General features: G+C 67.2%; 19 protein-coding genes. 12 read left to right on the top strand and 7 right to left on the bottom strand.

Going from position 1 to position 21,966, the window contains the following annotated elements; translation table 11 throughout:
- Positions 1–423 precede the first annotated feature (423 nt).
- From F3H13_RS07710 to F3H13_RS07700, 3 genes are all read right to left on the bottom strand, one after another.
- Positions 424–1,680 carry an RNA-guided endonuclease InsQ/TnpB family protein gene (locus F3H13_RS07710; RefSeq protein ID WP_149798461.1) on the bottom strand — a complete coding sequence of 419 codons (1,257 nt, stop codon included), beginning with the start codon at positions 1,678–1,680 and terminating at the stop codon, positions 424–426.
- A 206-nt stretch (positions 1,681–1,886) separates the two neighbouring features.
- Entirely contained in the window at positions 1,887–2,360 is a 474-nt protein-coding gene (locus F3H13_RS07705) for a redoxin domain-containing protein (RefSeq protein WP_149798460.1), read from the bottom strand.
- Between the two features lie 91 nt (positions 2,361–2,451).
- Positions 2,452–2,955: a DUF367 family protein gene (locus tag F3H13_RS07700; RefSeq protein ID WP_149798459.1), complete on the bottom strand. Its 504-nt coding sequence runs from the start codon at positions 2,953–2,955 to the stop codon at positions 2,452–2,454.
- A 435-nt stretch (positions 2,956–3,390) separates the two neighbouring features.
- Between F3H13_RS07700 and F3H13_RS07695 the strand changes: the two genes are divergently transcribed.
- The 3 genes from F3H13_RS07695 (at position 3,391) to F3H13_RS07685 (ending at position 7,081) form a co-directional block, all read left to right on the top strand.
- Positions 3,391–4,146 (top strand): coenzyme F420-0:L-glutamate ligase, encoded by a 756-nt coding sequence (locus F3H13_RS07695; protein WP_149798458.1) that lies wholly within the window; start codon positions 3,391–3,393, stop codon positions 4,144–4,146.
- Positions 4,147–4,148: 2 nt separating this feature from the next.
- Positions 4,149–5,132 carry a 5,10-methylenetetrahydromethanopterin reductase gene (locus tag F3H13_RS07690; RefSeq protein WP_149798457.1) on the top strand — a complete coding sequence of 328 codons (984 nt, stop codon included), beginning with the start codon at positions 4,149–4,151 and terminating at the stop codon, positions 5,130–5,132.
- 260 nt (positions 5,133–5,392) lie between these two features.
- On the top strand, positions 5,393–7,081 hold the full coding sequence (locus F3H13_RS07685; protein ID WP_149798557.1) for a methyl-accepting chemotaxis protein: 1,689 nt from the start codon (positions 5,393–5,395) through the stop codon (positions 7,079–7,081).
- Positions 7,082–7,117: 36 nt separating this feature from the next.
- Here F3H13_RS07685 and F3H13_RS07680 read toward each other — a convergent pair whose 3' ends face one another.
- Positions 7,118–7,357 (bottom strand): hypothetical protein, encoded by a 240-nt coding sequence (locus F3H13_RS07680; RefSeq protein ID WP_149798456.1) that lies wholly within the window; start codon positions 7,355–7,357, stop codon positions 7,118–7,120.
- An 86-nt stretch (positions 7,358–7,443) separates the two neighbouring features.
- Complete coding sequence (locus F3H13_RS07675; protein WP_149798455.1) at positions 7,444–7,875, bottom strand: DoxX family protein; 432 nt, start codon at positions 7,873–7,875, stop codon at positions 7,444–7,446.
- A 136-nt stretch (positions 7,876–8,011) separates the two neighbouring features.
- On the opposite strand from F3H13_RS07675, the gene F3H13_RS07670 reads away from it, so the two are divergent.
- Entirely contained in the window at positions 8,012–9,913 is a 1,902-nt protein-coding gene (locus F3H13_RS07670; RefSeq protein ID WP_149798454.1) for a site-2 protease family protein, read from the top strand.
- 546 nt (positions 9,914–10,459) lie between these two features.
- Complete coding sequence (locus tag F3H13_RS07660; RefSeq protein WP_223174391.1) at positions 10,460–11,167, top strand: type IV pilin; 708 nt, start codon at positions 10,460–10,462, stop codon at positions 11,165–11,167.
- Positions 11,168–11,198: 31 nt separating this feature from the next.
- On the opposite strand, the gene F3H13_RS07655 is transcribed toward F3H13_RS07660, so the two are convergent.
- On the bottom strand, positions 11,199–12,902 hold the full coding sequence (locus F3H13_RS07655) for an ATP-binding protein (protein WP_188128022.1): 1,704 nt from the start codon (positions 12,900–12,902) through the stop codon (positions 11,199–11,201).
- Positions 12,903–13,217: 315 nt separating this feature from the next.
- Between F3H13_RS07655 and F3H13_RS07650 the strand changes: the two genes are divergently transcribed.
- From F3H13_RS07650 to F3H13_RS07630, 5 genes are all read left to right on the top strand, one after another.
- A complete protein-coding gene (locus F3H13_RS07650; protein WP_149798451.1) occupies positions 13,218–14,504 on the top strand; it encodes an ornithine cyclodeaminase in 1,287 nt (428 codons plus the stop codon).
- Positions 14,501–15,076: a GNAT family N-acetyltransferase gene (locus F3H13_RS07645; RefSeq protein WP_149798450.1), complete on the top strand. Its 576-nt coding sequence runs from the start codon at positions 14,501–14,503 to the stop codon at positions 15,074–15,076. Before F3H13_RS07650 ends, F3H13_RS07645 begins: the two co-directional genes overlap by 4 nt.
- A gap of 81 nt (positions 15,077–15,157) precedes the next feature.
- Entirely contained in the window at positions 15,158–16,174 is a 1,017-nt protein-coding gene (locus F3H13_RS07640; RefSeq protein ID WP_149798449.1) for a Gfo/Idh/MocA family protein, read from the top strand.
- A gap of 69 nt (positions 16,175–16,243) precedes the next feature.
- On the top strand, positions 16,244–16,666 hold the full coding sequence (locus tag F3H13_RS07635) for a universal stress protein (protein WP_149798448.1): 423 nt from the start codon (positions 16,244–16,246) through the stop codon (positions 16,664–16,666).
- A gap of 139 nt (positions 16,667–16,805) precedes the next feature.
- The gene (locus F3H13_RS07630; RefSeq protein ID WP_149798447.1) at positions 16,806–17,678 is read left to right on the top strand and encodes a sulfurtransferase; all 873 of its coding nucleotides are present in this window, start codon (positions 16,806–16,808) and stop codon (positions 17,676–17,678) included.
- A gap of 68 nt (positions 17,679–17,746) precedes the next feature.
- Here the strand turns inward: F3H13_RS07630 and F3H13_RS07625 are convergent, their stop codons facing one another.
- Positions 17,747–19,645, bottom strand: a complete 1,899-nt coding sequence (locus F3H13_RS07625) for a S9 family peptidase (RefSeq protein ID WP_149798446.1) — start codon at positions 19,643–19,645, stop codon at positions 17,747–17,749.
- A 270-nt stretch (positions 19,646–19,915) separates the two neighbouring features.
- On the opposite strand from F3H13_RS07625, the gene F3H13_RS07620 reads away from it, so the two are divergent.
- A complete protein-coding gene (locus F3H13_RS07620; RefSeq protein WP_149798445.1) occupies positions 19,916–21,526 on the top strand; it encodes an FAD-binding domain-containing protein in 1,611 nt (536 codons plus the stop codon).
- Positions 21,527–21,694: 168 nt separating this feature from the next.
- Positions 21,695–21,928, top strand: a complete 234-nt coding sequence (locus tag F3H13_RS07615) for a YgaP family membrane protein (protein WP_149798444.1) — start codon at positions 21,695–21,697, stop codon at positions 21,926–21,928.
- The last annotated feature ends 38 nt before the right edge of the window (positions 21,929–21,966 follow it).

The raw sequence follows: 21,966 nt of genomic DNA, 5'->3' as shown, positions 1-21,966 counted from the left end.
CACCGACGAGGCTGGGGAGGCGTGAGGTGCGGGGCGGTGCTGTGCGGGGCGGGACTCAAAGGGGCAGTCGCGAGGGCGAAGCACGCCGTAGTAAGCACCGCAGCGAGTGAGCGAAGCGAACGAGCGAGGCGCGCAGCAAGGCGCGCGAGCCGTCGCGACTGGGGCTTTGGAGGCGTTCTCCGCCGGTCCGCGAGCAACAATTTATAAGTGAGCGGCTGGGGCTTTGGAGGTGTTCTCCGGCGGTCCGCGAGCAACAATATATAAGTGAGCGGCTGGGGCTTTGGAGGCGTTCTCCGCCGGTCAGCGAGCAACAATATATAAGTGAGCGGCTGGGGCTTTGGAAAGATCCGTCACTACGGGCGCCGCAACGTTTTTTGACATCCTCCTCCGCCTGAAGGCGGAGGAATCCCGAGCGTTGGGATATTAGGGTTTACAGTCTCCCTGTTCTCTCGGTGTGAACCGTCCGCTCTCGCGGTCGAACAGGAAGACTCCGGGCTGTGCCAACCAGCCGTTACTCATATCCCCCGTCGGGGGATTTTGAGTTATCCTTCTGCGGATATTCACCGCTCCGTTCACGTCTGCGTTCATCGTCGTCTCGCACGACGAACAGACGTACAGACCACGCTCCACTCGGTTGCTGTCACGAATCTGTCCGCAACACGAACACGTCTTGCTCGTGTTCTTCTCATCTACACGGTCAACGAGGATACCGTGTTCTTCGGCCTTGTATTCAAGGAGACGAGCGAATCGGTTGAACTCCCAACCGTGGAGTTTCTTGTTCCCCGAGGCACCCCAGTTCCGCGAATCGCCGTTCTCATCCTCGCGGATGTCGCTGAGGTCGCCAACCGCAATCTTCCCGACTCCTTCTTCGACACAGCGTTCAACGATGTGTTTCGAGAGCGTGTGAAGGAAATGGTCTTTGCGTCGGGAGAGTTTCTGCCGGGCTTTCCGCGCACGCTTCGACGGTCCGCTTTCCCCTTCGGTCTGGTACTCCTCGCGGGTGAAGTAGTGCTTGTCCTCTTTCAGCACATTCCCCGGATACAGTTCACTCGCCCCGTCTTCATAGTCGATGGCGAGGTAGTTGCTGATGCCGAGATCGATTCCCGCCGTCTTGTCACTCGGTGCGTTTTCGACTGGAATCTCTTTCTTACAGACAAGGTGTAATTCCCATTCGTTGCCGTTCCAGACGGCCCGCACCTGCTGGATGTTTTCGACTTCTACATCAGGACGGGTTTCATACTCTGCGAGGATAAAGTCAGACCGCGACTCTTTCAGGTTCCACCCTTTCGAGAGGCGGAGTTGGCCGTGTTTGTCGTCGTGTTTGATGGCCCGTTTCTTCCACGTGACAGTGGAGCGGGGGTGGTCGTCGCCACATTTCCGGTAGCCGGGTGGGTTGTTCCCGTCGTCGGAGTTGTACCAGCCCGTGAACGCCTCAGCAAGCTCTTCGAGAACTCGCTGACTTGACTGAGAATGTAGGTCACTGTAGCGTTCGTGGTCTTTCAACTCCGATTTCAACTCGGCTTCGTCGGGTATCTCACCGGTTTTGTCCCACTGATCTTGGATGTAGTAGCGTCCGACGTTCCACAGTTTCGATGCGGCGAACCCACACTGGTCCAAGTCATCATGAACCTGACTGTGGTTCGTAATGCGTGCGACGTAGGTGCGGGTTGTCTTCAGCATCGTTCTGTGATTCATAACCAGTTATGAGAGCATGGAAATTAAAACTAGGGACTGGAAGTTGAATATCCGCTGAGAGTGTCGTTTGTGGGTTGTTGGCTGGAATGTCGGATTCATCCCGCGCCTAAAGGCGCGGGTATTCTCCTTGTTTTTTATAAAAAGATGACCGGAACGACACTGGAGCCGACTACTCCACGACGAGTCTCGTATTACGCGCTCTCGACCGCGTCGAGGACCGCGTCGTAGTCGGGTTCGTTCGTCGGGTCGTCGGCGACCCAGTCGTAGACGACCTGGCCGTCGTCGTCGATCACGAACACGGCGCGGTTGGCGATGCCGTGGAGGCCCAGCTCGGCGATGTCGATCTCTAGCCCGTAGGCGCCGATCGCGTCGCCGGCCATGTCGCTCACGAGGTCGAACTCGATCCCGTGCTCCTCGCGGAACGCGCCCTGCGAGAAGGGTGAGTCGGCGCTGACCCCAAACAGCGTCGCGCCGGAGTCAGCGAACGCGTCGGCGCGCTCCTGAAACGCCACCATCTCGTTCGTACACGGCGGCGTGAACGCGCCGGGGAAGAACGCGAGCACGACCGGCCCGTCGCCGATCTCCTCGTCGAGGTCGAACGGCTCGTGATCGCTCGTGCCGACCGTCGCGGTGAACGTGGGTGCGGCGTCGCCTGTGGATACCATCGCCTCACAGTACGGGCGATTCACGCAAAAGGCTTGCCGCGACCGCGTTCGGTGCCGGTATCGGCGCGGGGGGCCCCGGACCGCGTCGCGGCTACTCGCGGTCGAGGTACTCCTGCTGGATCGCGACGACGTCGGCCGAGTCCTCGCAGTTGGCGTACCGCCGGAGCGGCTCCGCGTTGAGTTCGAGGAAGGTCTCGCCCCACGTGAACTTCGCCAAGATCCGCTCGGCGTGGTCGCGGTCGCCGAGGATGACGAGCGCGGCCGCGAACGCCTCGACCGTCGTGAGCCGCATCGGGCGCCCGAAGTTCACGGGGTTGGCGGCGACGAGGTACGGGAGCGCGCGGTGATCGCCCGGCAGCGAGAAGGTCTTCTCGCCCGCCGACTCCCACGAGCAGTCGAGCGCGACGAGCGCGTTCTCCGCGGCCCGCTCGGCGTCGGCCGGCGAGAGGGCCCGCTCCGCGTGGGGGTTGAGGACGACGCCGTACGGGGTGGCGCGGTCCGAGCGGTAGAGCTCGGCGAGGTCGAAGCGCGCGAGCTTCCGGGCCGTACACTTGTCGGGGTCGTCGTCGCCCTCGTACCGGACGTGGAGGTCCACACCCCGCGTTCGGCGGAGCCGCGTATAAGCGGTGCGGACGGGGGCAGCAGAAAAATGAGCGAAGTCGACGCCCGCGACGCGTCACGGGGCGCGGGTCCGCGTCACGATCGGTTCATCGTCGTCGGTTTCCGTCGGGACGCGCGTCTGCGTTCCGATCGGCTCGGGTTCGTCTTTCGTCGATTGTTCACACATCGCATGTTAAAGTCTCGCTTCGCCGCTGAAAAGCATTCGGCTGAATCTCTCGTTATTCCGAGTACCTCCTAATATTCGTTTAATAAGACAGTATATACCACCAATAACGTGGTGTCGCATCCGAAGTATCTAATTGATGCTTATATTATGTTGTCGTCTCTCATCGCCCACACGACACCCCTGATACCGTCAAACCGGCCCGGTACCGGCGGGGTTTTTCCTCGTCGCCGCGCAGGGGATCGCATGGAGCTGTTCGCGGTTCCGGACCTCCCGGAGATCCGGGAGGGGAACGACCTCGCGGCCATGATCGGCGAGCGCGTCGACCTCCGCGCGGACGACGTCGTCGTCGTCGCCAGCACGGTCGTCTCGAAGGCGGAGGGCCGGGTCTTCGACCTCGACGACTTCCCGGCCGGCCCCCGGGCGAACGAGATCGCCGACCGGCTCGCGGAGATCGCTGGCGAGGAGAAGGACCCGCGCTTCGCGCAGGCCGTCATCGAGGAGTCGACCGAGCTCGTCATGGAGGCGCCGTTCCTTCTCACCGCGACGCGCTTCGGGCACATCGGCGTCAACGCCGGAATCGACCGCTCGAACGTCCCCGACGGCGACCTGCTGTTGCTCCCGGAGCGCCCCTCCGAGAGCGCGGAACGGATCCGCGAGGGGCTCGCGGCCGACCGCGTCGTCGTCAGCGACACCTGCGGGCGCCCGTTCCGCCACGGGCAGCGCGGCGTCGCGATCGGCTGGGCCGGCCTGCCGGCGAGCCGCGACTGGCGCGGCGAGCGCGACCGCGACGGCCGCGAGATGGGCGTCACCGTCCAGAACGTGATCGACGAGCTCGCCGCGGCCGCCAACCTCGTCGCGGGCGAGGGCGACGGGGGCACCCCGGTCGTCGTCGTCCGCGACTGGGCGTTCGGCGACCACGAGGGCTCGGACAACCACTTCCGCGAGGTCGAGGGCGACTTCGTCCGGCAGGCGCTGCGGGAGTGGACCTTCGACGAATAATCATGCTCGGCATCGAACTCACCCCCGAACACGACTTGCACCGCCTCGTCGACCTCGGCGTCCGCGCCGAGGACGCCGGCTACGACGCCGTCTACTCGACGTGTCACTACAACAACCGCGACCCGTGGGCGTTCCTCTCGCGGCTCGCGGCCGCCACGGACTCGGTCCGACTGGGTCCGGGCGTCGCGAACCCCTACGAGACCCACCCCGTGACGCTCGCTTCGAAGGTCGCGACCCTCGATGAGGCCTCCGAGGGCCGCGCCGTCTTCGGCCTCGGCCCCGGCGACCCCTCGACGCTGGCGAACCTCGGCCTCGAAGACGAGCGCGGCCTCCGCCCCGTCCTGGAGGCGTTCAAGACCGCCCAGAAGCTGTGGGCCGGCGAGCGGATCGACCACGAGGGAACTTTCGACGCCGCGGACGCGGGCCTCAACTACGAGCCCCCGCAGGGAGCCGACATCCCGGTCCACGTCGGCGGCGAGGGACCGCACATGTGCCGGATGGCCGCGAAGCACGCCGACGGATTGCTGTACAACGGCTCGCACCCCAAGGACCTCGCGTGGGCCCGCGAACAGGTCGACGACGGCCTCGCCGACCGGCCCGACCATCGTGGCGAATTCGACCTCATCGCGTACGCCGCCGTCTCGGTCGCCGAGGACGGGGCCGCCGCTCGCGAGGCCGCCCGCCCCCCGGTCGCCTTTATCACTGCGGGCGCGGCGCCGCCAGTCCTGAAGCGCCACGGGATCGACCCGGACGCAGCCTCGGAGATCGGCGAGCGCGTCTCCGCCGGCGAGTTCTCCGCCGCCTTCGAGCGCGTGACGCCGGCGATGATCGACGCCTTCTGTATGGCGGGCACCCCCGAGACCGTCAGGGAGCGCGCCGCCGCGGTCGCCGACCACGCCGACGGGCTCGTCGTCGGGTCGCCGCTTGGCCCGGACTTAGAGGGCGCCGTCGACCTCGCGGCCGAGGCGGTCGACGGGCTCTTCTGAGCGGCGGCAACGGCCCCTCCTGATCGGCCGCGACGACTCCTCCTGATCGGCCGCGACGGCTCCTCCTGATCGGTCGCGACGACGCCCGCGGTCGCCTCCCGCACCGACGGCAGGTTCTCACCCCGTGACAATCGAGAATCGCTCGTGATAACCCCGGCGGGAGGTTCATATGGCGTTCTCATCGACGTCCGATCATGTTCACGACACGACAGCGCCGCCCGGGGGGCGGCGGGCGGTACGAGGCCCTCCTATGGCGGACGATGGACGCTCTCGGGGTCTCGGAGTCGATAGAGCGCAAGGTCGTCGCGGCGGTCGGGATCCAGTTTCTCGTCACCGTCGGCATCTTCGCCACGCAGTTCGTGCTCTCCGGCACCGCCGCGTACGTCGTCTCCGGGGCCCTCTTCCTCGGCGCGGTCGTCGCCATCTACAACACGCTGCTCATCGTCCGACGCGACTTCGTCGCCCCGATCCGGGCCTTAGAGCGCGAGGCGGAGGCGATCGCCGCGGGAGAGATCGAGGGAACGAGCGGCCTCGACACGGCCGGTTCGTCCGGAGGAGACGCCGCGGACGCCCTCGACCCGACGCAGCCCGACGAGGTCGGGAGCCTCGTCGCCGCGTTTGGCGAGGTCCACGGCTACCTCACCACCGTCTCCGCGCAGGCGGAGGCGCTCGCGGCCCAGGAGTTCGACGACCCGGCGCTCGACGAGGACGTCCCCGGCTCCTTCGGCGAGTCGCTCGACGAGATGGCCGAGAACCTCGCCGCCTACACGGCCGAACTGGAGGCGCTCGTCGACGCGTTCGGCGACGCCGCGGCGCGGGCGCGGGACGGCGACCTGACGGCGACGATCGACGCGGACGCGCTGGCGACGGACGAGCGGCGGTACGCCGAGCTCGTCGACAACTACAACCGTCTCGTCGCGACGCTCGGCGAGACGCTCGGCGACGTCGGCGCGTTCACCGCGGACGTGGCCGACACCGCGGGCGACGTGAGCGCGAGCATGGACGAGGTCGACGACGCGAGCGGCGAGGTCGCCCGGTCGGTCCAGGAGATCTCCGACGGCGCCGCAGAGCAGACGGACGAGCTGGAGGCGATCGCCGGCGAGATGAACACGCTGTCGGCGACGGTCGAGGAGATCGCGGCGAGCGCGGACGACGCGGCCGAGACCGCCCGAGACGCGGCCGAGCGCGGTCGCTCCGGCCGCGAGGAGGCCGCCGAGGCGATCGCGGAGCTGGAGACCCTCGAAACCCGGATCGGCGAGACGGCGGCAGCGGTGACCGACCTCGCCGAGCGGGTCGGCGAGATCGACGAGATCGCGGCGGTGATCGACGAGATCGCCGAGGAGACCAACCTGCTCGCCCTGAACGCCTCCATCGAGGCGGCGCGCGCCGACGGCTCCGGCGACGGGTTCGCGGTCGTCGCCGACGAGGTGAAGTCGCTCGCCGAGGAGACGCGCGAGTCCGCGGCGGAGATATCGGGCCGCATCGAGGCGGTCCAGGAGGCGTCCGCGGAGACCGCCGCCGACGCCGAGGAGATGGAGACGCAGGTCGCCGAGGGCGTCGAGACGATCGAGTCGACGCTGCGGGAGTTCGAGGGGGTCGTCGAGGACGTGACGACCGTCGACGAGACCGTCCAGGAGATCAGCGACGCGACCGACGACCAGGCGCGCACGACCCAGGAGGTCGTCGACATGGTCGACGGCGTCGCGTCCGTGAGCAGACAGACGGCGACCGAGTCCGAGACCGTCGCGGCCGCGGCCGAGGAGCAGACCGCGACCGTCTCCGAGGTGACGGGGCAGGTCCACACCCTCTCGGACCAGTCCGACGAGCTGCTCGCGCGGCTGAACGAGTTCGAGGTGCCGGACGGTGCGGACGGAGAGGGCGAGACCGGACGCGTCGGCGGTCCGGGGAACGGTCCCGGGGCGCGTTCGGCTGCGGGCGACGACGACTGAGGAGCGGACCGGCAGCGCCGCGAAGCGTTTCGCTTTTTATTCCGAGCGGCCGCGACCGCCGAGCGAGGGGAGCGTCACGCCGATCTCGTTGAGCAGCGCGCCGACGGCGGCGTACCCCAACACGGCGACGGCGCCGACGAGTATGATCTGTCCCACGACGACGAGCAGCGCGGACAGCGGGTCGCCCGCGCCGAGGATCAGGTCGTTCAGGAAGATGTCGACGAACCGGCCGACGTCGCCGACCAGCCGGGAGACGAAGTCGATGAGCGCCATCATGGACGGCGTTTGGACCGGGGGGTACTTGGGTGTTGAGTTCGCGGCGGTGATTCGCGCACCCGGTCGCGTCGCGAACGGGCCGACGGCTACGCCTCCGAAGCCTTCGGCGCCGCCTCGTCAGCGCGCGCGTATCGCAGCGCCCAGCCGATCAGGACGCCCTGAAACGGTAGTCGGATCAACGCCGCGATCCGCGCCGGGCCGACGAGCCGGTCCGGGACGAGGTCGTTCAGGGTGTCGCTCCGGGCGAGGTGGACGTTCGCCGGGAACACCGCGACGAGGAGGGCGGCGATCCCCCACGCCGAGGGGCGTCGCGTCCGCGGGATCGCGACCCCGATCCCGAGGAGGATCTCGGCGATCCCGGAGAGGTAGACGAGTCCCACGGGACGCGGGAACGCCGGCGGAATCGCCTCGGCGAATCGCTTCGGAGCGGGGAAGTGAGCGATTCCGGCGACGACGTACGTCGCCCCCATGAGGGGCGCGAGCGAGCGGTCGGACTCCGTCCCGTCTGCGTCGGTCATACCTCGCCACACGAGCGGGACGCGTATCAGTCCTCGCCGGCGGGCGCGGAGCGCCGACCGGCTCGCGCGGCGCGTCGGCACCCCAGAGTTCCGGGAACCGAACCCCTTACAGACGGGCGACCCCTACCCCGTCGTAATGAACACGTTGTTCTGGGTGCTCACGGGAGTCCTCGCCTACTCCGCGGTCGCGATGTGGCTGCGGAACGAGGGGATCCTCCCGGACGCGGTCAGAGTTTCCGGTCCGGTGTTGACCCTCCGGACGCTCCGCGGACGCGCCTTCCTCGGCCGGCTGGCGGCGCCGAAGCGGTTCTGGCGCGCGGTCGCCAACCTCGGGCTCGGAGGGGCCTTGGTGGCGATGGTGGCGTCGTTCGCGCTTATCCTCTCGTCGGCGACGTCCGCGTTCACGAACGCGCAGCCCTCCGCGATCCAGCAGCCGCAGAACTTCCTGATCATCCCCGGCGTCAACGACTTCCTCCCGCTGTCTGTCGCCCCCGAGATCGTCGCCGGCCTCGCCGGCGCGATGGTGGTCCACGAGGGCGCCCACGGCCTGCTCTGTCGGGTCGAGGACATCGACATCGACTCGATGGGGCTCGTCTTCTTCGCGCTGCTCCCCGTCGGCGCGTTCGTCGAGCCCGACGAGGAGGCGACCCAAGAGGCTTCCCGCGGCGCCCGCGCCCGGATGTTCGCGGCCGGCGTCACCGCGAACACGGTGCTTACTATCGTCGTCTTCGCCCTCCTCTTCGGCCCCGTCGTCGGCGCCATCTCGCCGGCGGCCGGCTACGCGGTCGGCGAGGTGAATCCCGGCTCACCGGCGGCCGCGGCCGACCTCTCGCAGGGCGACCGGATCGTCGAGGTGGCGGGGACGCCGATCGAGACCAGCGGCGAGTTCGAGTCCGAAATCGCCGACGCGGGCGACTCCGTCGACCTCACGGTTGACGACGGCGACGCGCGGGAGACGGTGACCGTCGACCGGGAGCTACAGGTGGTCGGCTCCGCGGGCGGCAACCCCCTCGGGGTGACTATCGAGGAGCAGCCGGTGACGATCGCGGCCGTGAACGGCGAGTCGGTCGCGACCAAGTCCGACTTCTTCGACGCGGTCGGCGGCGACGAGCGCGCGACGCTGACGGTGACGGGGAACGCGACCGTCCTCGATCAGGTCCGCGACGCGCCCGGCGCCGAGAACGCCTCGGGCGTCGACGCCGCGGACGGCGAGGGCGCCGTCACCGTCCCCGACGCCCCGGTCGGGGCCTACGTGGTCGGCGTTCAGGAGGACGGGCCGCTCCACGACGAGGGCGCAGCGCTCGGCGAGCCGCTGACGATCGTCTCGGTCGACGGCGAGCGCGTCGTCGACAACGAGGCGCTCTCGGCGGTCCTCGGCGAGCGCGAGCCGGGCGAGACCGTCCCCGTCACCGTGTTCGACGGCGACGGCGAGCGGACGACGTACGACGTGGAACTCGACCCGCATCCGAACCGCGACGGCGGGTTCATTGGGGTCAGCGTCTTCCCCGGCACGAGCGGGCTCGCGCTCGACGACGTGGGCGTCACCGAGTACCCGGCCGGCGCGTACCTCGAACTGCTCGGCGGCGACGGCGGCGCGGAGGCCGCGGACGGGCTCCCGCTCGGCGGCGTCACCGAGTCGCCGCTCGGCCTCGTCTTCGTCGCGCTCATCCTCCCGCTCGGCAGCCTGTTCGGGCTCCCGTTCAACTTCGCGGGGTTCACCGGCGACCTGACCAACTTCTTCGTCGTCGATGGGCCGCTCGCGGCGCTCGGCGGCGGAATCTTCCTGCTTGCGAACCTCCTCTTCTGGTCGGGATGGATCAACATCCAGCTGGCGCTTTTCAACTGCCTGCCCGCGTTCCCGCTCGACGGCGGCCGCATCCTCCGGATGGTCGCCGAGGCGGTGATCAGCCGGGTCCCGATCAGCGACCGGCACGCCGCGGTGCGGACGATCACGGTCTCGTCCGGGCTCGTGATGCTGGCCGGGCTGATCGCGATGATCTTCGGCAACCAGATCCTCACCGCGCTCGGGCTGATCTGAGGCGGTGGCGCGCGCCTCCGAGCGCCCGTCGGGCGCGAGGAGCACGCGCGAGGGAGCGGTGAGCGCTCGAAGAGCGCGAACCGCGAGGCTGGGGAGGTTTGAGGCTGCGGTCCCGCGAGCGACCGGAGGAAGCGAGCGGGAGTACGGAAGACGCAGCGCCGAGCGAAGCGAGGCGACCGTCTTCCGGTGGTGCCGTGCGGTGCGGGGCGGGACTCAAAGGGGTAGCCGGGAGGCGGGGGCTTTGGAGGTGGTCTCCGTCGATCCGCGATCAGGCATTTCTAAACGAGCGGCTGGGGCTTTGGAGGAGTCCGCCGTCGATCCGTCAGTACGGATTTATAAACGAATGACTGACGCTTTCGAGACGCCGCTGTCTTCCCGATTTTAGCAATCGTCAAAGTGATATATTGATAACATACTCAACACAGGCCCTTCTAAAGTGGCACATGGTAGGGAATGTCTGTGTAGCCACGTTTGAGCGGTTCTTTCCACAGTTACTTCGTCTCGTCTCAAGCGGTACGCCCTGCTCGCACAGGAAAGATATAAAAGTTGAGATATAATGTATCCTGTATCCAAGATCTAACCGAATTAGTTGATGAAAACCTTCGCCAATTTAGGCGCGCTGTCAGCCCGGTAATTGGGGTAGTGCTGATGGTCGTGATCGTCGTTGTACTGGCAGGTACCGTCGCGGGGTTCGTCCTGTCGTTCGACGACCGGCTTGAGGAGCCGGATCTCGACGTTGACGAGAACACACCGGATAGCGCAGGGAACCCATGGGGGGAAGACGAGCTGCTCGCACCCGAAGACGCTACTGCGGGAGCCGAAGGCGTGCGATACCGTCTCCTGTTCGAGGTGAAATCCGAAGACAGCGTCAGCGAAGACAGCGAGGAACTGAGCAACATTGACGTCGTCGTTACCGACGGCGGCGACATGTTCACCAACGTCGCGGCAGGCGACTTCGAACGTCTGGAGATCAACGGTGAAGAGCAGGACGTCAGCGAGAGCGAGATCACGTGGGATTCGGATAGCGGTGGAGCCGAGTTGAATATCGAGATGGACGGCGTCGTGTACGACCCCACAGAGGGTGACGAAGTCACGCTGATCTTTTCCGGCGTGGATAACCCCGATGACCCCGGGAATTACGACGTCGACGTCGAACTCAACGGCGACGATAGGAAGGAAGGAGACCTCGAGATAGTCGACGACGTCAAGAGTATCCTCGCACGCCAGCGCCCGACGCTGTCGTTCACACGGTAAACCCCGTTCGGTCGTCGGAACAGACCGGACGTCACGCGTTCGGTTCTACCTCGTCTGCGCTCGGCAAGGAAAGCGACACGATCGAGCCGTGAGGGTCTCGATCCGCAATAGACAGTTTACCGCCAGCACTGGTCGAAATCCACCGGATAATCCAGAGTCCAACGCCGGAGGCGTGATCCAGTGATGTCTCGTCTCCCGACTCGATCACCTGTCGTTCCAGTTCGGGAATCCCCGGTCCGTTGTCGATAACGGAAATCTTGATCGGATACAGTTCGTCTGGCTCATACCGCGCCTCGATCGTAACAGACGGGTCGTCATCGTCGTTGTGTTTAATCGCATTCTCGACGAGTTCTTGCAGTACGGCCTCGATCGCCCCTTCAGTCATTGGGACAACAATGTCGTCCGGATCGTCGTACTGGAACTCGCCCTCGTACTTCGTCCTTACCGATTCAAGAACCGTCTGTATTACTGGGCCGAACGAGGTGCGTTGGTGGCTTTCCGCCTCGAGATTAAGAATCTCTTCCGTGTCTCTCGCGGACTGGGATATCTCGACAAGTTCATCGCCTCTTTCGCCGATCAGGTCGGCTGAGCTGCGGACTGATTCGTCTTCCGCACGGTTCTGAATCATCTCTGCGTGTCCGACGATGACGTTCATGCTGTTGCGAACGTTATGTCGAAGAATTCTGTTGAGCACGTCGAGTCGCCGTTGCCGGGTCATCCGGATGGTCTCGTCGCGGAGGACAATTGCGTATCCCAACGGCTGTCCGTGTTGGTCAGTCACCTCCGAAACGGTCGGCTCGAAGAGCCTACGACCGGACTTAGAGTGGAGACTTATGACCTGCTTCTGGTCCAGTTCCTCGAGCGACGCATCGAACAGCGAGTCGACGGACTGGCCGATCGACGTTCCGACCGAGTTAACCGACGATTCGGCGGCGTCGTTCAGTTCGACGACGGTCCCATCGCCGTCGGTTACGATGATCATCTCCGCAAGCTCATCGACGACGGTCTTCGGGCCGACGTTCCCTGCCGTCGGGACCCGATTAAAAAGCGGGTACGGTCCAACGAGTGCGACTCCCGAGACGGAACCGAGGCCAAACCCGATTGCGACAGTCGTGATGAACACGAGAAACGAAGCGGGCTGTAACTGTAAGCCGAATAGGATCGCGATCCACGGGATGGTACCGAACGTGCCGAGCATGACGCCGGTCGTTGAGTCGAGATGGAGATACCGTTGAAATGTTTGTAGTATTAATCCCGTTCCCACTAACATGACCCCTCCTGCGTACAGTAATCCGAAAAATTGGATCAAATTGAGGATACTAGTCAAGGTCGTCGCCAAGAGGCTCGTATCCGATTGGAACGGGAGGGTAAACCAGGGAAGCAGCCGCTCACCGAAGATGATGAGTGTCGAAAAGAGTCCGACAACTGACGGAAGTGAGATGACACCTGCAACCCGGAGCGAGACTAGTGACTCCCGGCCAACGTAATCGAAGCAGAAGATGATCCACGGGATCGGCAAGAACAGACCGATGATTATCGCCGTCAAAAGCACAACTACCGGCTGTTCAGTCAGTACACCGATAGAGAGGGCCGTAGCACCGATACCGGCACTGGCGGCGAGCGCGGCGAACAGGCCTACCGATGGCGACTGTATTCGATACCACGAGATAGCTGCCGTGATACAGAATATAGCCCCGATAAAAAGGAGGGATGAACCTATGACAGTCAGATACACATCTGTCATGCTGGGTATCTGTGAATATATAATTGTGTGCTCTGCTACGGTCGTAGCGTTTAGATAAACAGATTCCATGCGAAAGCGAACGGTCTTAGCCACTGTTCGCAGTTTCTGCTTCGGAGTTGCTGAAACAGTTCGAAAAACTGGCAGTTCTTGTTTTACTTATGGCGAACTGAACGCAACCGCTGTACTCGGCAACCGGTTCCGGTCTGACTCTGAGGATTTCGACAGCGCAGTCAGAATACATTCGCTGTCGAGGTGGTCTCACGGAGCGAGGGAAACGCGTTTCCCGGGCGGGCGCGACGCCACCGTATGACCCACTCGCGGACGGTCGAGCTGGAGGGCCACATCATCGACAGCGGCACGATGCAGCGCTGTTTCGGCGCGGTGATGGACCTCGGCGGCTCCTTCGACGTCGAGCGGTTCGACGTCGGGAAACACGAGACCGAGGAGTCGTACTGCCGGCTGACTGTCTCCGCGGACGACCCCGAGACGCTGCGGGACATCCTCCACGAGCTCCACCAGAACGGGGCGGTGTTGGAGGACCCTTCCGAGGTGGACCTCGTCGCGGCGCCCGCGGACAAGGTGGTCCCGCCGGACTTCTACTCGACGACGAACCACCCGACCGAAGTGCTGTACGACGGCGAGTGGATCGACGTCGAACGGATCGAGATGGACTGCGCGCTGGTGGTGGAACCCGAGCCGGCAGCGGACGCCGGCGAGGGGAACCGAGCGGACGCCTCGGGCGCGGAGGACGGCTCTCCCCGCGCCTACACCAAGACGCTCAACGCGGTCGAGGAGGGGAACCTGATCGCGACCGACCAGTCCGGGATCCGGGTGAACCCGCCCGAGCGCCCGCGGAACGGCGGCGGCGCGTTCGGCTTCATGCAGGGCGGCGTCTCCGCCGAGCGCCCCTCGGAGTCGACGATTCGCGAGGTCGCCGAAGAGCTACGCGCCGTGAAAAGAGACGGGGGTAACGTGATGGTCGTCGCGGGGCCGGCCGTGATCCACTCCGGCGCGGGCGACGCGCTCGCCGACCTCGTGGCCGCGGGCTACGTCGACGCGCTCTCGGCGGGCAACGGCTTCGCCACCCACGACTTAGAGCGCTCCATCTACGGCACCTCGCTCGGGATGAACGTCGAGACGCTCGAACACCCGCGGAAGGGCCACAAACACCACATCTGGACCATCTCGGAGATCATCCGCGCGGGCGGGATCGAGGCCGCAGTCGAGGAGGGGATCGTCACGGAGGGGGTGATGTACGAGTGCGTCGCGAACGACGTCGACACCGTCCTCGCGGGGTCGATCCGCGACGACGGCCCGCTCCCGGACACGATCACCGACGCGATCGAGGCGCAGGACGCGATCCGCGAGCAGGCACACGACGCCGACATCGTCCTCATGCTCGCCACGCTGCTTCACTCCGTCGCAGTCGGGAACTGCCTCCCGTCGACGACGAAGACGGTCTGCGTGGACATCAACCCGGCCACCGTCACCCAGCTGCTCGACCGCGGCTCCGCGCAGGCGGTCGGGATGGTCACCGACATCGGAACCTTCGTGCCGACGCTCGCTGAGTTCGTGATAGAAAACGATTCATGACGGTCGACATCCGCCCTTACGACCCCGACCGCGACACCGCCGGCCTCTACGACCTGAAGCTCGCCTTCGAGCGCGGTCTCGGCGAGAACACCGGCGGCGACGGGAAGGCGGCCGCCTACGAGGGGAAACTCACCGACGCGTACCGCGAGCGGTGGCTCGACTGGGTCGACCGCTGCGTCGACGACGACCCGCGGTGCGTGACCGTCGCGGTCGAGGAGGGCGCGGCCGAGGAATGCGCGGCCGAGGAGCGCGACGACGGGAACGAGGCTGAGGCCGGAGCGGCGGACCCCGAAGCGGTCGTCGGCTACGCCTTCGTCCTCCCCGAGCGCACCGCGATGATCTGGGACGCCGCGGTCCTGAACGAACTGTACGTCGCGCTCGAGTATCGGGGAACCGGCGTCGCCGACGACCTGATGGATGCCGCCCTCGCGCTCGCGGCGGATCAGGACCTCCCGCTCGACCGTATGGTCCTCGACGTCGACGCCGCGAACGAGCGCGCGAGAGCGTTCTACGACCGCCACGGCTTCGAGCCGTGGGGCGAGATGGTGGCGCGGCCGCTGGACGACTCCTGAGACCCCGCACCGGTCCGCGATCCGGTCTGGCGCCGTTCCGACTCCCGAAGCTACAAGCGCGCTCGACCGCTTTCGACGGCCGTGATACAGATCGGGATCGTCGGCTGCGGCGTGATCGGGAACCGGCTCGGGGCCGCCATCGAGGAGCACGACCGCTACGAGCTGGCGGCCGCCTGCGACCTCGACGCCGACCGCGCGGCGTCGCTCGCGGCCGACCACGGCACCGACCGCACCGCGACGACGACGGACCACACGTCGCTCGTCGAGATCGACGGCCTCGACGCCGTCTACGTCGGGGTGCCGCCGCTCGCCCACCGCGAGGTGGTCGCCGACGCGCTCGCGGCCGGCAAGCACGTCATCTGCGAGAAGCCTATCGCCGCGGACGCGGAGACGGGACGAGAACTCGTCGCACTCGCCGCAGAGACCGACCGCGTCACCGCCGTGAACCTCCCGCTTCGTTACACGCCGGGGTTCGTCCGCCTGCGCGAGGCGGTCACCGCGGGCGAGGTCGGCGACCCGCGCCGCGTCGAACTCCGGTTTCGGTTCCCGCAGTGGCCCCGCGAGTGGCAGGACGTGGCGTGGCTGGAGTCCCGCGAACAGGGCGGCCCGTTACGCGAGGTCGGCACGCACTTTCTGTTCGGCGTTCAGGAGCTGTTCGGGCCGATCGAGTCCGTCTCGGCGGACGTCGGCTACTCGGGGCCCGAGGCCTACGAGGACGACGTCGTCGGGACCTTCCGGGCCGACGGCGTCCGCGGGACGATCGACCTGCTATGCGACCACGAGGGCGAGGAGGAGAACAGCGTCACGGTCGTCGGCGACGAGGCGTCGCTGTCGCTGACGGAGTGGCACCGGCTCGTGCGGAATCGCGGTCGCGAGGGCGAGGAAACGCTCGTCGACGAGCGCGGCGACACGGTGCGCGCGCTCCTGACGGAGTTCGCGGGCGCGGTCGACGGCGAGGGGGGAGACCTCGTCTCCTTCGCGGAAGCGACGCGCGTCCAAGCGGTCCTCGACGCGGTCCACGCCTCCGAGGGGGACCGGGTTCGGCCGGGAGACGGCGGCGACCGCAGTCGACCGGGAGACGGCGGCGACGCGACGTAAACCGCCCGCGGAGTCGCGAGCCGGGAACGGCCGACAGGAATTATGTGTTTCTCGGACGCATCTCCGCGTATGAGCTACCTCGTTGCGACCGACGGATCGACGGAGAGCGACGACGCCGTCCGGTACGCGGCCCGACAAGCGGTCGCGTTCTACGAGACGCTTGAGATCGCCCACGTGCTGACGCCGGACTCGGAGCTCGTTGACGGGACGATCATCCTCCCGGGCGAGGAGGCCGCTGTCGAGGCCGGACAGGGGGTCTTAGAGAGCGCCCGCACCGTCGCCGAGGAGGCGGTCGACGAGCCGATCACCGTGGAGACGCAGCTGCTCACGGGACGCCCGGCGGACGCGATCACCGAGTACGCGGCCGAGGGGTCCGTCGACGCGATCTACGTCGGCCACCGCGGGCTGAGCGAGGAGCGCGAGCAGGTCGTCGGCAGCGTCGCGAAAAGTGTCGTCGACAAGGCGGACGTGCCCGTGACGGTGATCCGCTAGGTGTCAGGCGAAATAAACGAGCAGACACCCGCGAGGCGGGCGAATCCGGCCCGTTTCGCTCAGCTGCCGGTCGTCACAGGCGCCGGAAAGAACCGCCATTATCGGACGTTCAAAACGGTCTTAGGCGCTACTACGGGTGATGCCTGAAGACGTACTCGTCACGGCCGACTGGGTGGAATCGAACCTCGACGCGTTTCAGGACGACGACTCGGATCACCGGCTCGTCGAGATCAACAACCCGACCGTCACCGACGAGTCGGAGTACACGCCCTACGAGGAGGGTCACATCCCCGGCGCGCTGAACTTCGAGTGGGACGCGGTGTTCACCGACGAGACGGAGCGAGACATCGTCTCGAAGGAGGACTTCGCGAACCGAAACGGCGAGGCCGGCATCGACGCCGACACGACGGTCGTCGTGTACGGCGGCGGCCGCGTCCCCAACTGGTTCGCGCTGTTCGGCTACTGGATCTACAAGTACTACGGCCACGACGACATCCGCGTGATCGACGGCGGGAAGGGGTACTGGGTCGACAACGACTACCCGCTCTCCACGGATGAGCCCGACTTCACGCCCCGCGAGTACGAGGCGAGCGGCCCCCACGAGGACATCCGCGCGTACAAAGACGACGTCGACGAAGCGATCGAAGAGGGGATCCCGATGGTCGACGTCCGCTCGCCCGAGGAGTTCTCCGGCGAGGTCATCGCCCCCGAGGGGCTCAACGAGACCGCCCAGCGCGGCGGCCACATCCCCGGCGCGAGCAACGTGCCGATCGGGACCACGCTGAACGACGACGGGACGTTCAAGAGCCCGGACGAGCTCCGCGAGCTGTACGACGCCGCCGGCGCCGACGGCGACGGGGAGACGATCACGTACTGCCGGGTCGGCGAGCGCTCGTCGATCGAGTGGTTCCTCCTGCACGAGCTGCTCGGCTACGACGACGTCAGCAACTACGACGGCTCCTGGACCGAGTGGGGCAACCTCATCGGCGCGCCGATCGAGACGGGCGAATAAGCGGCGTTCGCGCGCACTGAACGCCCGTCGCGTGTTTTTAAACCCCGCCCGGCGGCGGCGCCGCCCCCTCAGTCGTCTACCGACGCGACCGCGGTCTGCTCCGCGCCGATCCGGCGGTCGAGGAAGTCGTCGAGCAGCTCCAGCGAGCGGATCTTCTGGTCGATGTCGCCGGAGCCGTGGCCCTCCTCGCCGAGCTCCTCGTACTCGTAGTCGACGTCCTCCTCGAAGCCGGCGTCCTCGAGCGCGTCCCGGAGGATCCTGGCCTGCGAGACCGGCACCCGCGGGTCGTTGACGCCGTGGACGATCAGGAACGGCGCGTCGACGTTCTCGACGTAGTTCACGGGGCTGCGCTCGCGGTAGATCGCCTCGTTCTCGTCGGGCTCGCCGAGGTTCTTGACCATGAGCTCCGTCCGGAAGTGCGGCATGGTGTTCTCGTACATGTCGAACAGGTCGCTGACGCCGACCCACGTGATCCCCGCGGCGTACAGGTCCGGGTACTGAACCAGCTGCCAGTTCGCGGAGTAGCCGCCGTAGGAGCCGCCGTAGACGGCGACGCGGTCCTCGTCGAGCCAGTCGTACTCGTCGAGGACGTGCTCCGCGCCGGTCGCCACGTCGCCCTGCTCGGCGCCACCCCAGTCGTCGTACAGCTCCTCAACGAACTCGCGGCCGCGCCCCGTCGAGCCGCGGTAGTTCACCTGGAGGACGGAGTAGCCGCGAGAGAGCAGGAACTGGACGCGGTAGCTGAACCGCCGGCTGTCGTGGTGTCGCGGGCCGCCGTGCGGATTGACGATAAGCGGTGAGGGGCGGCGGCCGGAGTCGAACAGCAGCCCCTCGATCTCGAACTCCTCGGAGGGGTCGTGGTCGACCGCGCGCGCCGGCGTCTCGGGGACGCCGTCGGAGACGAACGAGACCGTCTCGGGCTCGACGAAGTCGTCGGGATCGAACGGGCCGTACTCCGCGTCGAACATCGTCTCCGTCTCGTCCGCGTCGAGGTCGTACGCGACGAGTTCCGGTCGACGGCTCGACGTGGTCTGATACGCGAGCAGGCGATCGTCGGCCAGCCGCCCCTCCGTCACGCTGGCGACGCCGGCCGGGAAGTCGAGTTCGCGGCGCTCGCCGGTGTCCGCGTCGTAGACCACGGGGACCGTCACGGCGCCACGTGTCCGGCTCGCGACGAACCGCCCGCCCTCTTCGAGGAAATGGCTCGGCGACTCCTCGAACTCGTCGCCGCCGAACCAGGTGACGCTCGCCTCGTCGACGCCGGCGGAGAGGTCGACGATCCCGGAGCGGCCGAGGTCGGTCGTGTTGTCGCCGACGAGCAGCCGGTCGCCGTCCGGGCCCCAGTCGACGGGTCGCGCCTCGGCGCCCGTCTCGCCGACGTTCAGGTTTCGGGCGTTCGAACCGTCGATATCGGCGACGTAGACGTCGCTGTTCTCGTACGCGTCGGTCTCGTTCGTCGAGTACGCGAACCGGTCGCCGCCGGGCGACAGGCGACCCGACCCGGTGGCGCGCTCGTACTCGGTGAGCTTCGTCGTCTCGCCGCTCGGGACGTCGTGGCGGTAGAGGTTCATCTGCCCGTCGCGGCTTGATCCGAACAGGAGCGTCTCACCGTCCTCGCCCACGTCCTGAAGGTGGATCTGGCCGTCCATCTCGACGACCGGTTCGCTCTCGCCGTCGAGCGACATGGCCCACACGTCGTGTTGTTCGTCGCCGCTCTCGTCGCGGTGGTAGAAGAGGCGGTCGCCGCTCGGGTCCCACTCGAACCCGGCGCGGACCGAGCGCGGGACGTCGCCGTCGCTCAGCTGCTCCAGCGAGCCGTCCGTCGGATCGCAGAGGTGGAGCTCGTTGCGACCGGTGATGTCGTAGTAGAGGGCGACGGTCTCCCCGTCCGGGGACACGCGCGGGCTCGCGATCGTCGGGAGGGAAGCGAGTTCGCGGAGTACGTCGGTGTCGTCTGAGTCTGACATCCGTATCAACACGGCGAGGGAATCCTCTTCAACGTTTCCCGCCGCCGAGACAGCTCGGACCGGCGTCGGCTGACAGCCACATGTGCCAGCCGACAAGCCCATGTGCCAGCCGACAAGCCCATGTGCCAGCCGACAAGCCCATGTGCCAGCCGACAAGCCCATGCGCCAGCCGACAAGCCCATGCGCCAGCCGACAAGCCCATGCGCCGGCTAACAGGCCCATCCGCCGGGCGACAAGCCCATGCGCCGGCAGGCCCTACACTCTCAAGAGATGGTACCGGGCGATGACGCGCCGCTCCCAACGGCCCCCGACGCGGAGGCAGTCCGGTCGGCTTCGGCGGCCGGCGGCGCCGGCACCGTCGTCTGGCACCGGGACGACCTGCGCATCGGAGACAACCCCGGGCTCGCGGCGGCCGCGGCGGAGACCGACCGAGTCCTCCCGCTCTTCGTCTTCGACCCCGCGTTCTACGGCGAACGGGGGATGGCCTGCGACGCCCGGATCGAGTTCCTCCACGACTGCCTGCGCGACCTCGACCGGCAGTACCGCGACGTCGGCGGCGCCGGCCTGACGTACGCTCACGGTGACCCGCTCGACGTCCTCGAGCGGTTCGTCGACGCCGGCTGGGACGTCGTCGCGACCGCGACGGCGTCGGGTCGGTACGGCCGGCGGCGAGACGACCGCGCCCGCGAGCGACTCGGCGTTCGGTTCGTCGCGGGCGACGGGCTCGTCCGCGACGCGGACCGGCCCCGCGAGGGGTGGAGCGATCACGTCGAGTCGTGGCTCGCGGCGGAGCCCCTCGACTGGGACCCTCGGTCGGTCGCGATCGAGCGCGTCGGGTCGCCCGTCGACCCCGACCGCATGAGCGACGCCTACGGCGTCGACTCGGCGAAGACCGACGTGCCGATCGGCGGGCGGGGACCGGCGCGGGAACGCCTCCGCGCGTTCGCGGAGGAGATCGCGGCGTACCCGGGATCGATCTCCTCGCCGCTCGACGCCCGGGAGGGGACGAGCGGCCTTTCCCCCTATCTGCGGTTCGGCTGTCTGTCGGTCGGCGAGGTCCACCGCCACGTCGACGAGCGCGCGCCGGACGGGCGCGGGAAGTCGATGTTCGTCTCGCGGCTGTTCTGGAACCGCCACTACACCCAGAAGCTGCTCGACTGGCCGGGGTGGCTCGACCGCGCGGTGAACCCGGTCTACGAGGGGTTCAACAGCGACCGGCACGACCCCGGCCTCGTGGCGGCGTGGAAGGAGGGCGAGACGGGATTCCCCATGGTCGACGCGAGCATGCGCTGCCTGCGGGAGACGGGGTGGCTCAACTTCCGGATGCGGGCGCTGTGCGCGAGCGTCTACTTCCACGTCCTCCAGCAGCCCTGGCGGATCGGCGCCGACCACTTCTACGAACACCTGATCGACGGCGACGCCGCGATCAACTACACCCAGTGGCAGTCGCAGTGCGGCCTGATCGGTCGACCCGGACTGCGGTTGTACGATCCGCGCAAGCAGGTGCGCGATCAGGACCCGGACGGCGAGTTCGTCACGCGGTGGATCCCCGAGCTCGAACCGCTCCCCTCGGTTCACCTCGACGCCCCCGAGAAGACGCCGCTCGCGGTCCAGTGCGAGGTCGGCGTCCGCATCGGCGAGACGTACCCGTACCCGATCGTCGACTACGAGGCGGCCCGCAGCGAGTTCCGCGAGCGCTACGGCGCGGTCTTCGACGTGGCCGCCGCCCGCCTCGGTGACGAGGAGATCGCGCGCCGAGCGTCGCTGTCGGGCGGCGTCGAGGCCGCGAGATCGATCGCGGCCGACCGCGGCGACCCGGACGGAGCGGCCGGCGACGACGCTGGCGGAACCGCCCAGACCGGTCTCGACGACTTCGAGTGAGTGCGGTCGGGGGCCCCGCCGAGCCCTGCCGTCCACACCGCGAACCCTCGCCCGCCCCACCGATCCCTGCTGTCGACCATGCGACCTCTCGCCCGCCCGGCGCGGGAGTGACGGCCAGAGATACCGACGGTGGAAAGGTTCATACGGTCGTGCGCCGTATTGTGTTGTATGAACCAGAACGTCGGTGCGACGGACAAGCGTTTCAGGACCGCGGTCGGCGCCCTCGCCGGTGTCGCCTCGCTAGCAACGCTCGCCGGCGCCGCGCCGCTCCCCGACCTCGCGGCTCCTGTACTCGGCGTCGTCGCCCTCATGATGCTCGCGACCGCCGCGACCGGGACCTGTGGCCTGTACGCCCTGCTCGGCGTCGACACCTGCCCCGCCGACGCGGGCGGCTCGCGCTGAGCAGCCGGCGCGGACAGGCGGCGAACCAGCCGGTAGGA

This window comes from Halorubrum xinjiangense (assembly GCF_900102375.1).
GTDB classification, from domain to species: domain Archaea; phylum Halobacteriota; class Halobacteria; order Halobacteriales; family Haloferacaceae; genus Halorubrum; species Halorubrum xinjiangense.
The sequence above is the reverse complement of the archived record's forward strand: the minus strand, read 5'-3'. Positions and strand labels throughout refer to the sequence as shown.

Coding starts and splice junctions, on each gene's coding strand:
- F3H13_RS07685 (WP_149798557.1), top strand. CDS start 5,393: ATGGACGCTCTCGGGGTCTCGGAGTCGATAGAGCGCAAGGTCGTCGCG.
- F3H13_RS07630 (WP_149798447.1), top strand. CDS start 16,806: ATGCCTGAAGACGTACTCGTCACGGCCGACTGGGTGGAATCGAACCTC.
- F3H13_RS07620 (WP_149798445.1), top strand. CDS start 19,916: ATGGTACCGGGCGATGACGCGCCGCTCCCAACGGCCCCCGACGCGGAG.
- F3H13_RS07635 (WP_149798448.1), top strand. CDS start 16,244: ATGAGCTACCTCGTTGCGACCGACGGATCGACGGAGAGCGACGACGCC.
- F3H13_RS07615 (WP_149798444.1), top strand. CDS start 21,695: ATGAACCAGAACGTCGGTGCGACGGACAAGCGTTTCAGGACCGCGGTC.
- F3H13_RS07645 (WP_149798450.1), top strand. CDS start 14,501: ATGACGGTCGACATCCGCCCTTACGACCCCGACCGCGACACCGCCGGC.
- F3H13_RS07625 (WP_149798446.1), bottom strand. CDS start 19,645: ATGTCAGACTCAGACGACACCGACGTACTCCGCGAACTCGCTTCCCTC.
- F3H13_RS07695 (WP_149798458.1), top strand. CDS start 3,391: ATGGAGCTGTTCGCGGTTCCGGACCTCCCGGAGATCCGGGAGGGGAAC.
- F3H13_RS07650 (WP_149798451.1), top strand. CDS start 13,218: ATGACCCACTCGCGGACGGTCGAGCTGGAGGGCCACATCATCGACAGC.
- F3H13_RS07710 (WP_149798461.1), bottom strand. CDS start 1,680: ATGCTGAAGACAACCCGCACCTACGTCGCACGCATTACGAACCACAGT.
- F3H13_RS07675 (WP_149798455.1), bottom strand. CDS start 7,875: ATGACCGACGCAGACGGGACGGAGTCCGACCGCTCGCTCGCGCCCCTC.
- F3H13_RS07680 (WP_149798456.1), bottom strand. CDS start 7,357: ATGATGGCGCTCATCGACTTCGTCTCCCGGCTGGTCGGCGACGTCGGC.
- F3H13_RS07705 (WP_149798460.1), bottom strand. CDS start 2,360: ATGGTATCCACAGGCGACGCCGCACCCACGTTCACCGCGACGGTCGGC.
- F3H13_RS07670 (WP_149798454.1), top strand. CDS start 8,012: ATGAACACGTTGTTCTGGGTGCTCACGGGAGTCCTCGCCTACTCCGCG.
- F3H13_RS07690 (WP_149798457.1), top strand. CDS start 4,149: ATGCTCGGCATCGAACTCACCCCCGAACACGACTTGCACCGCCTCGTC.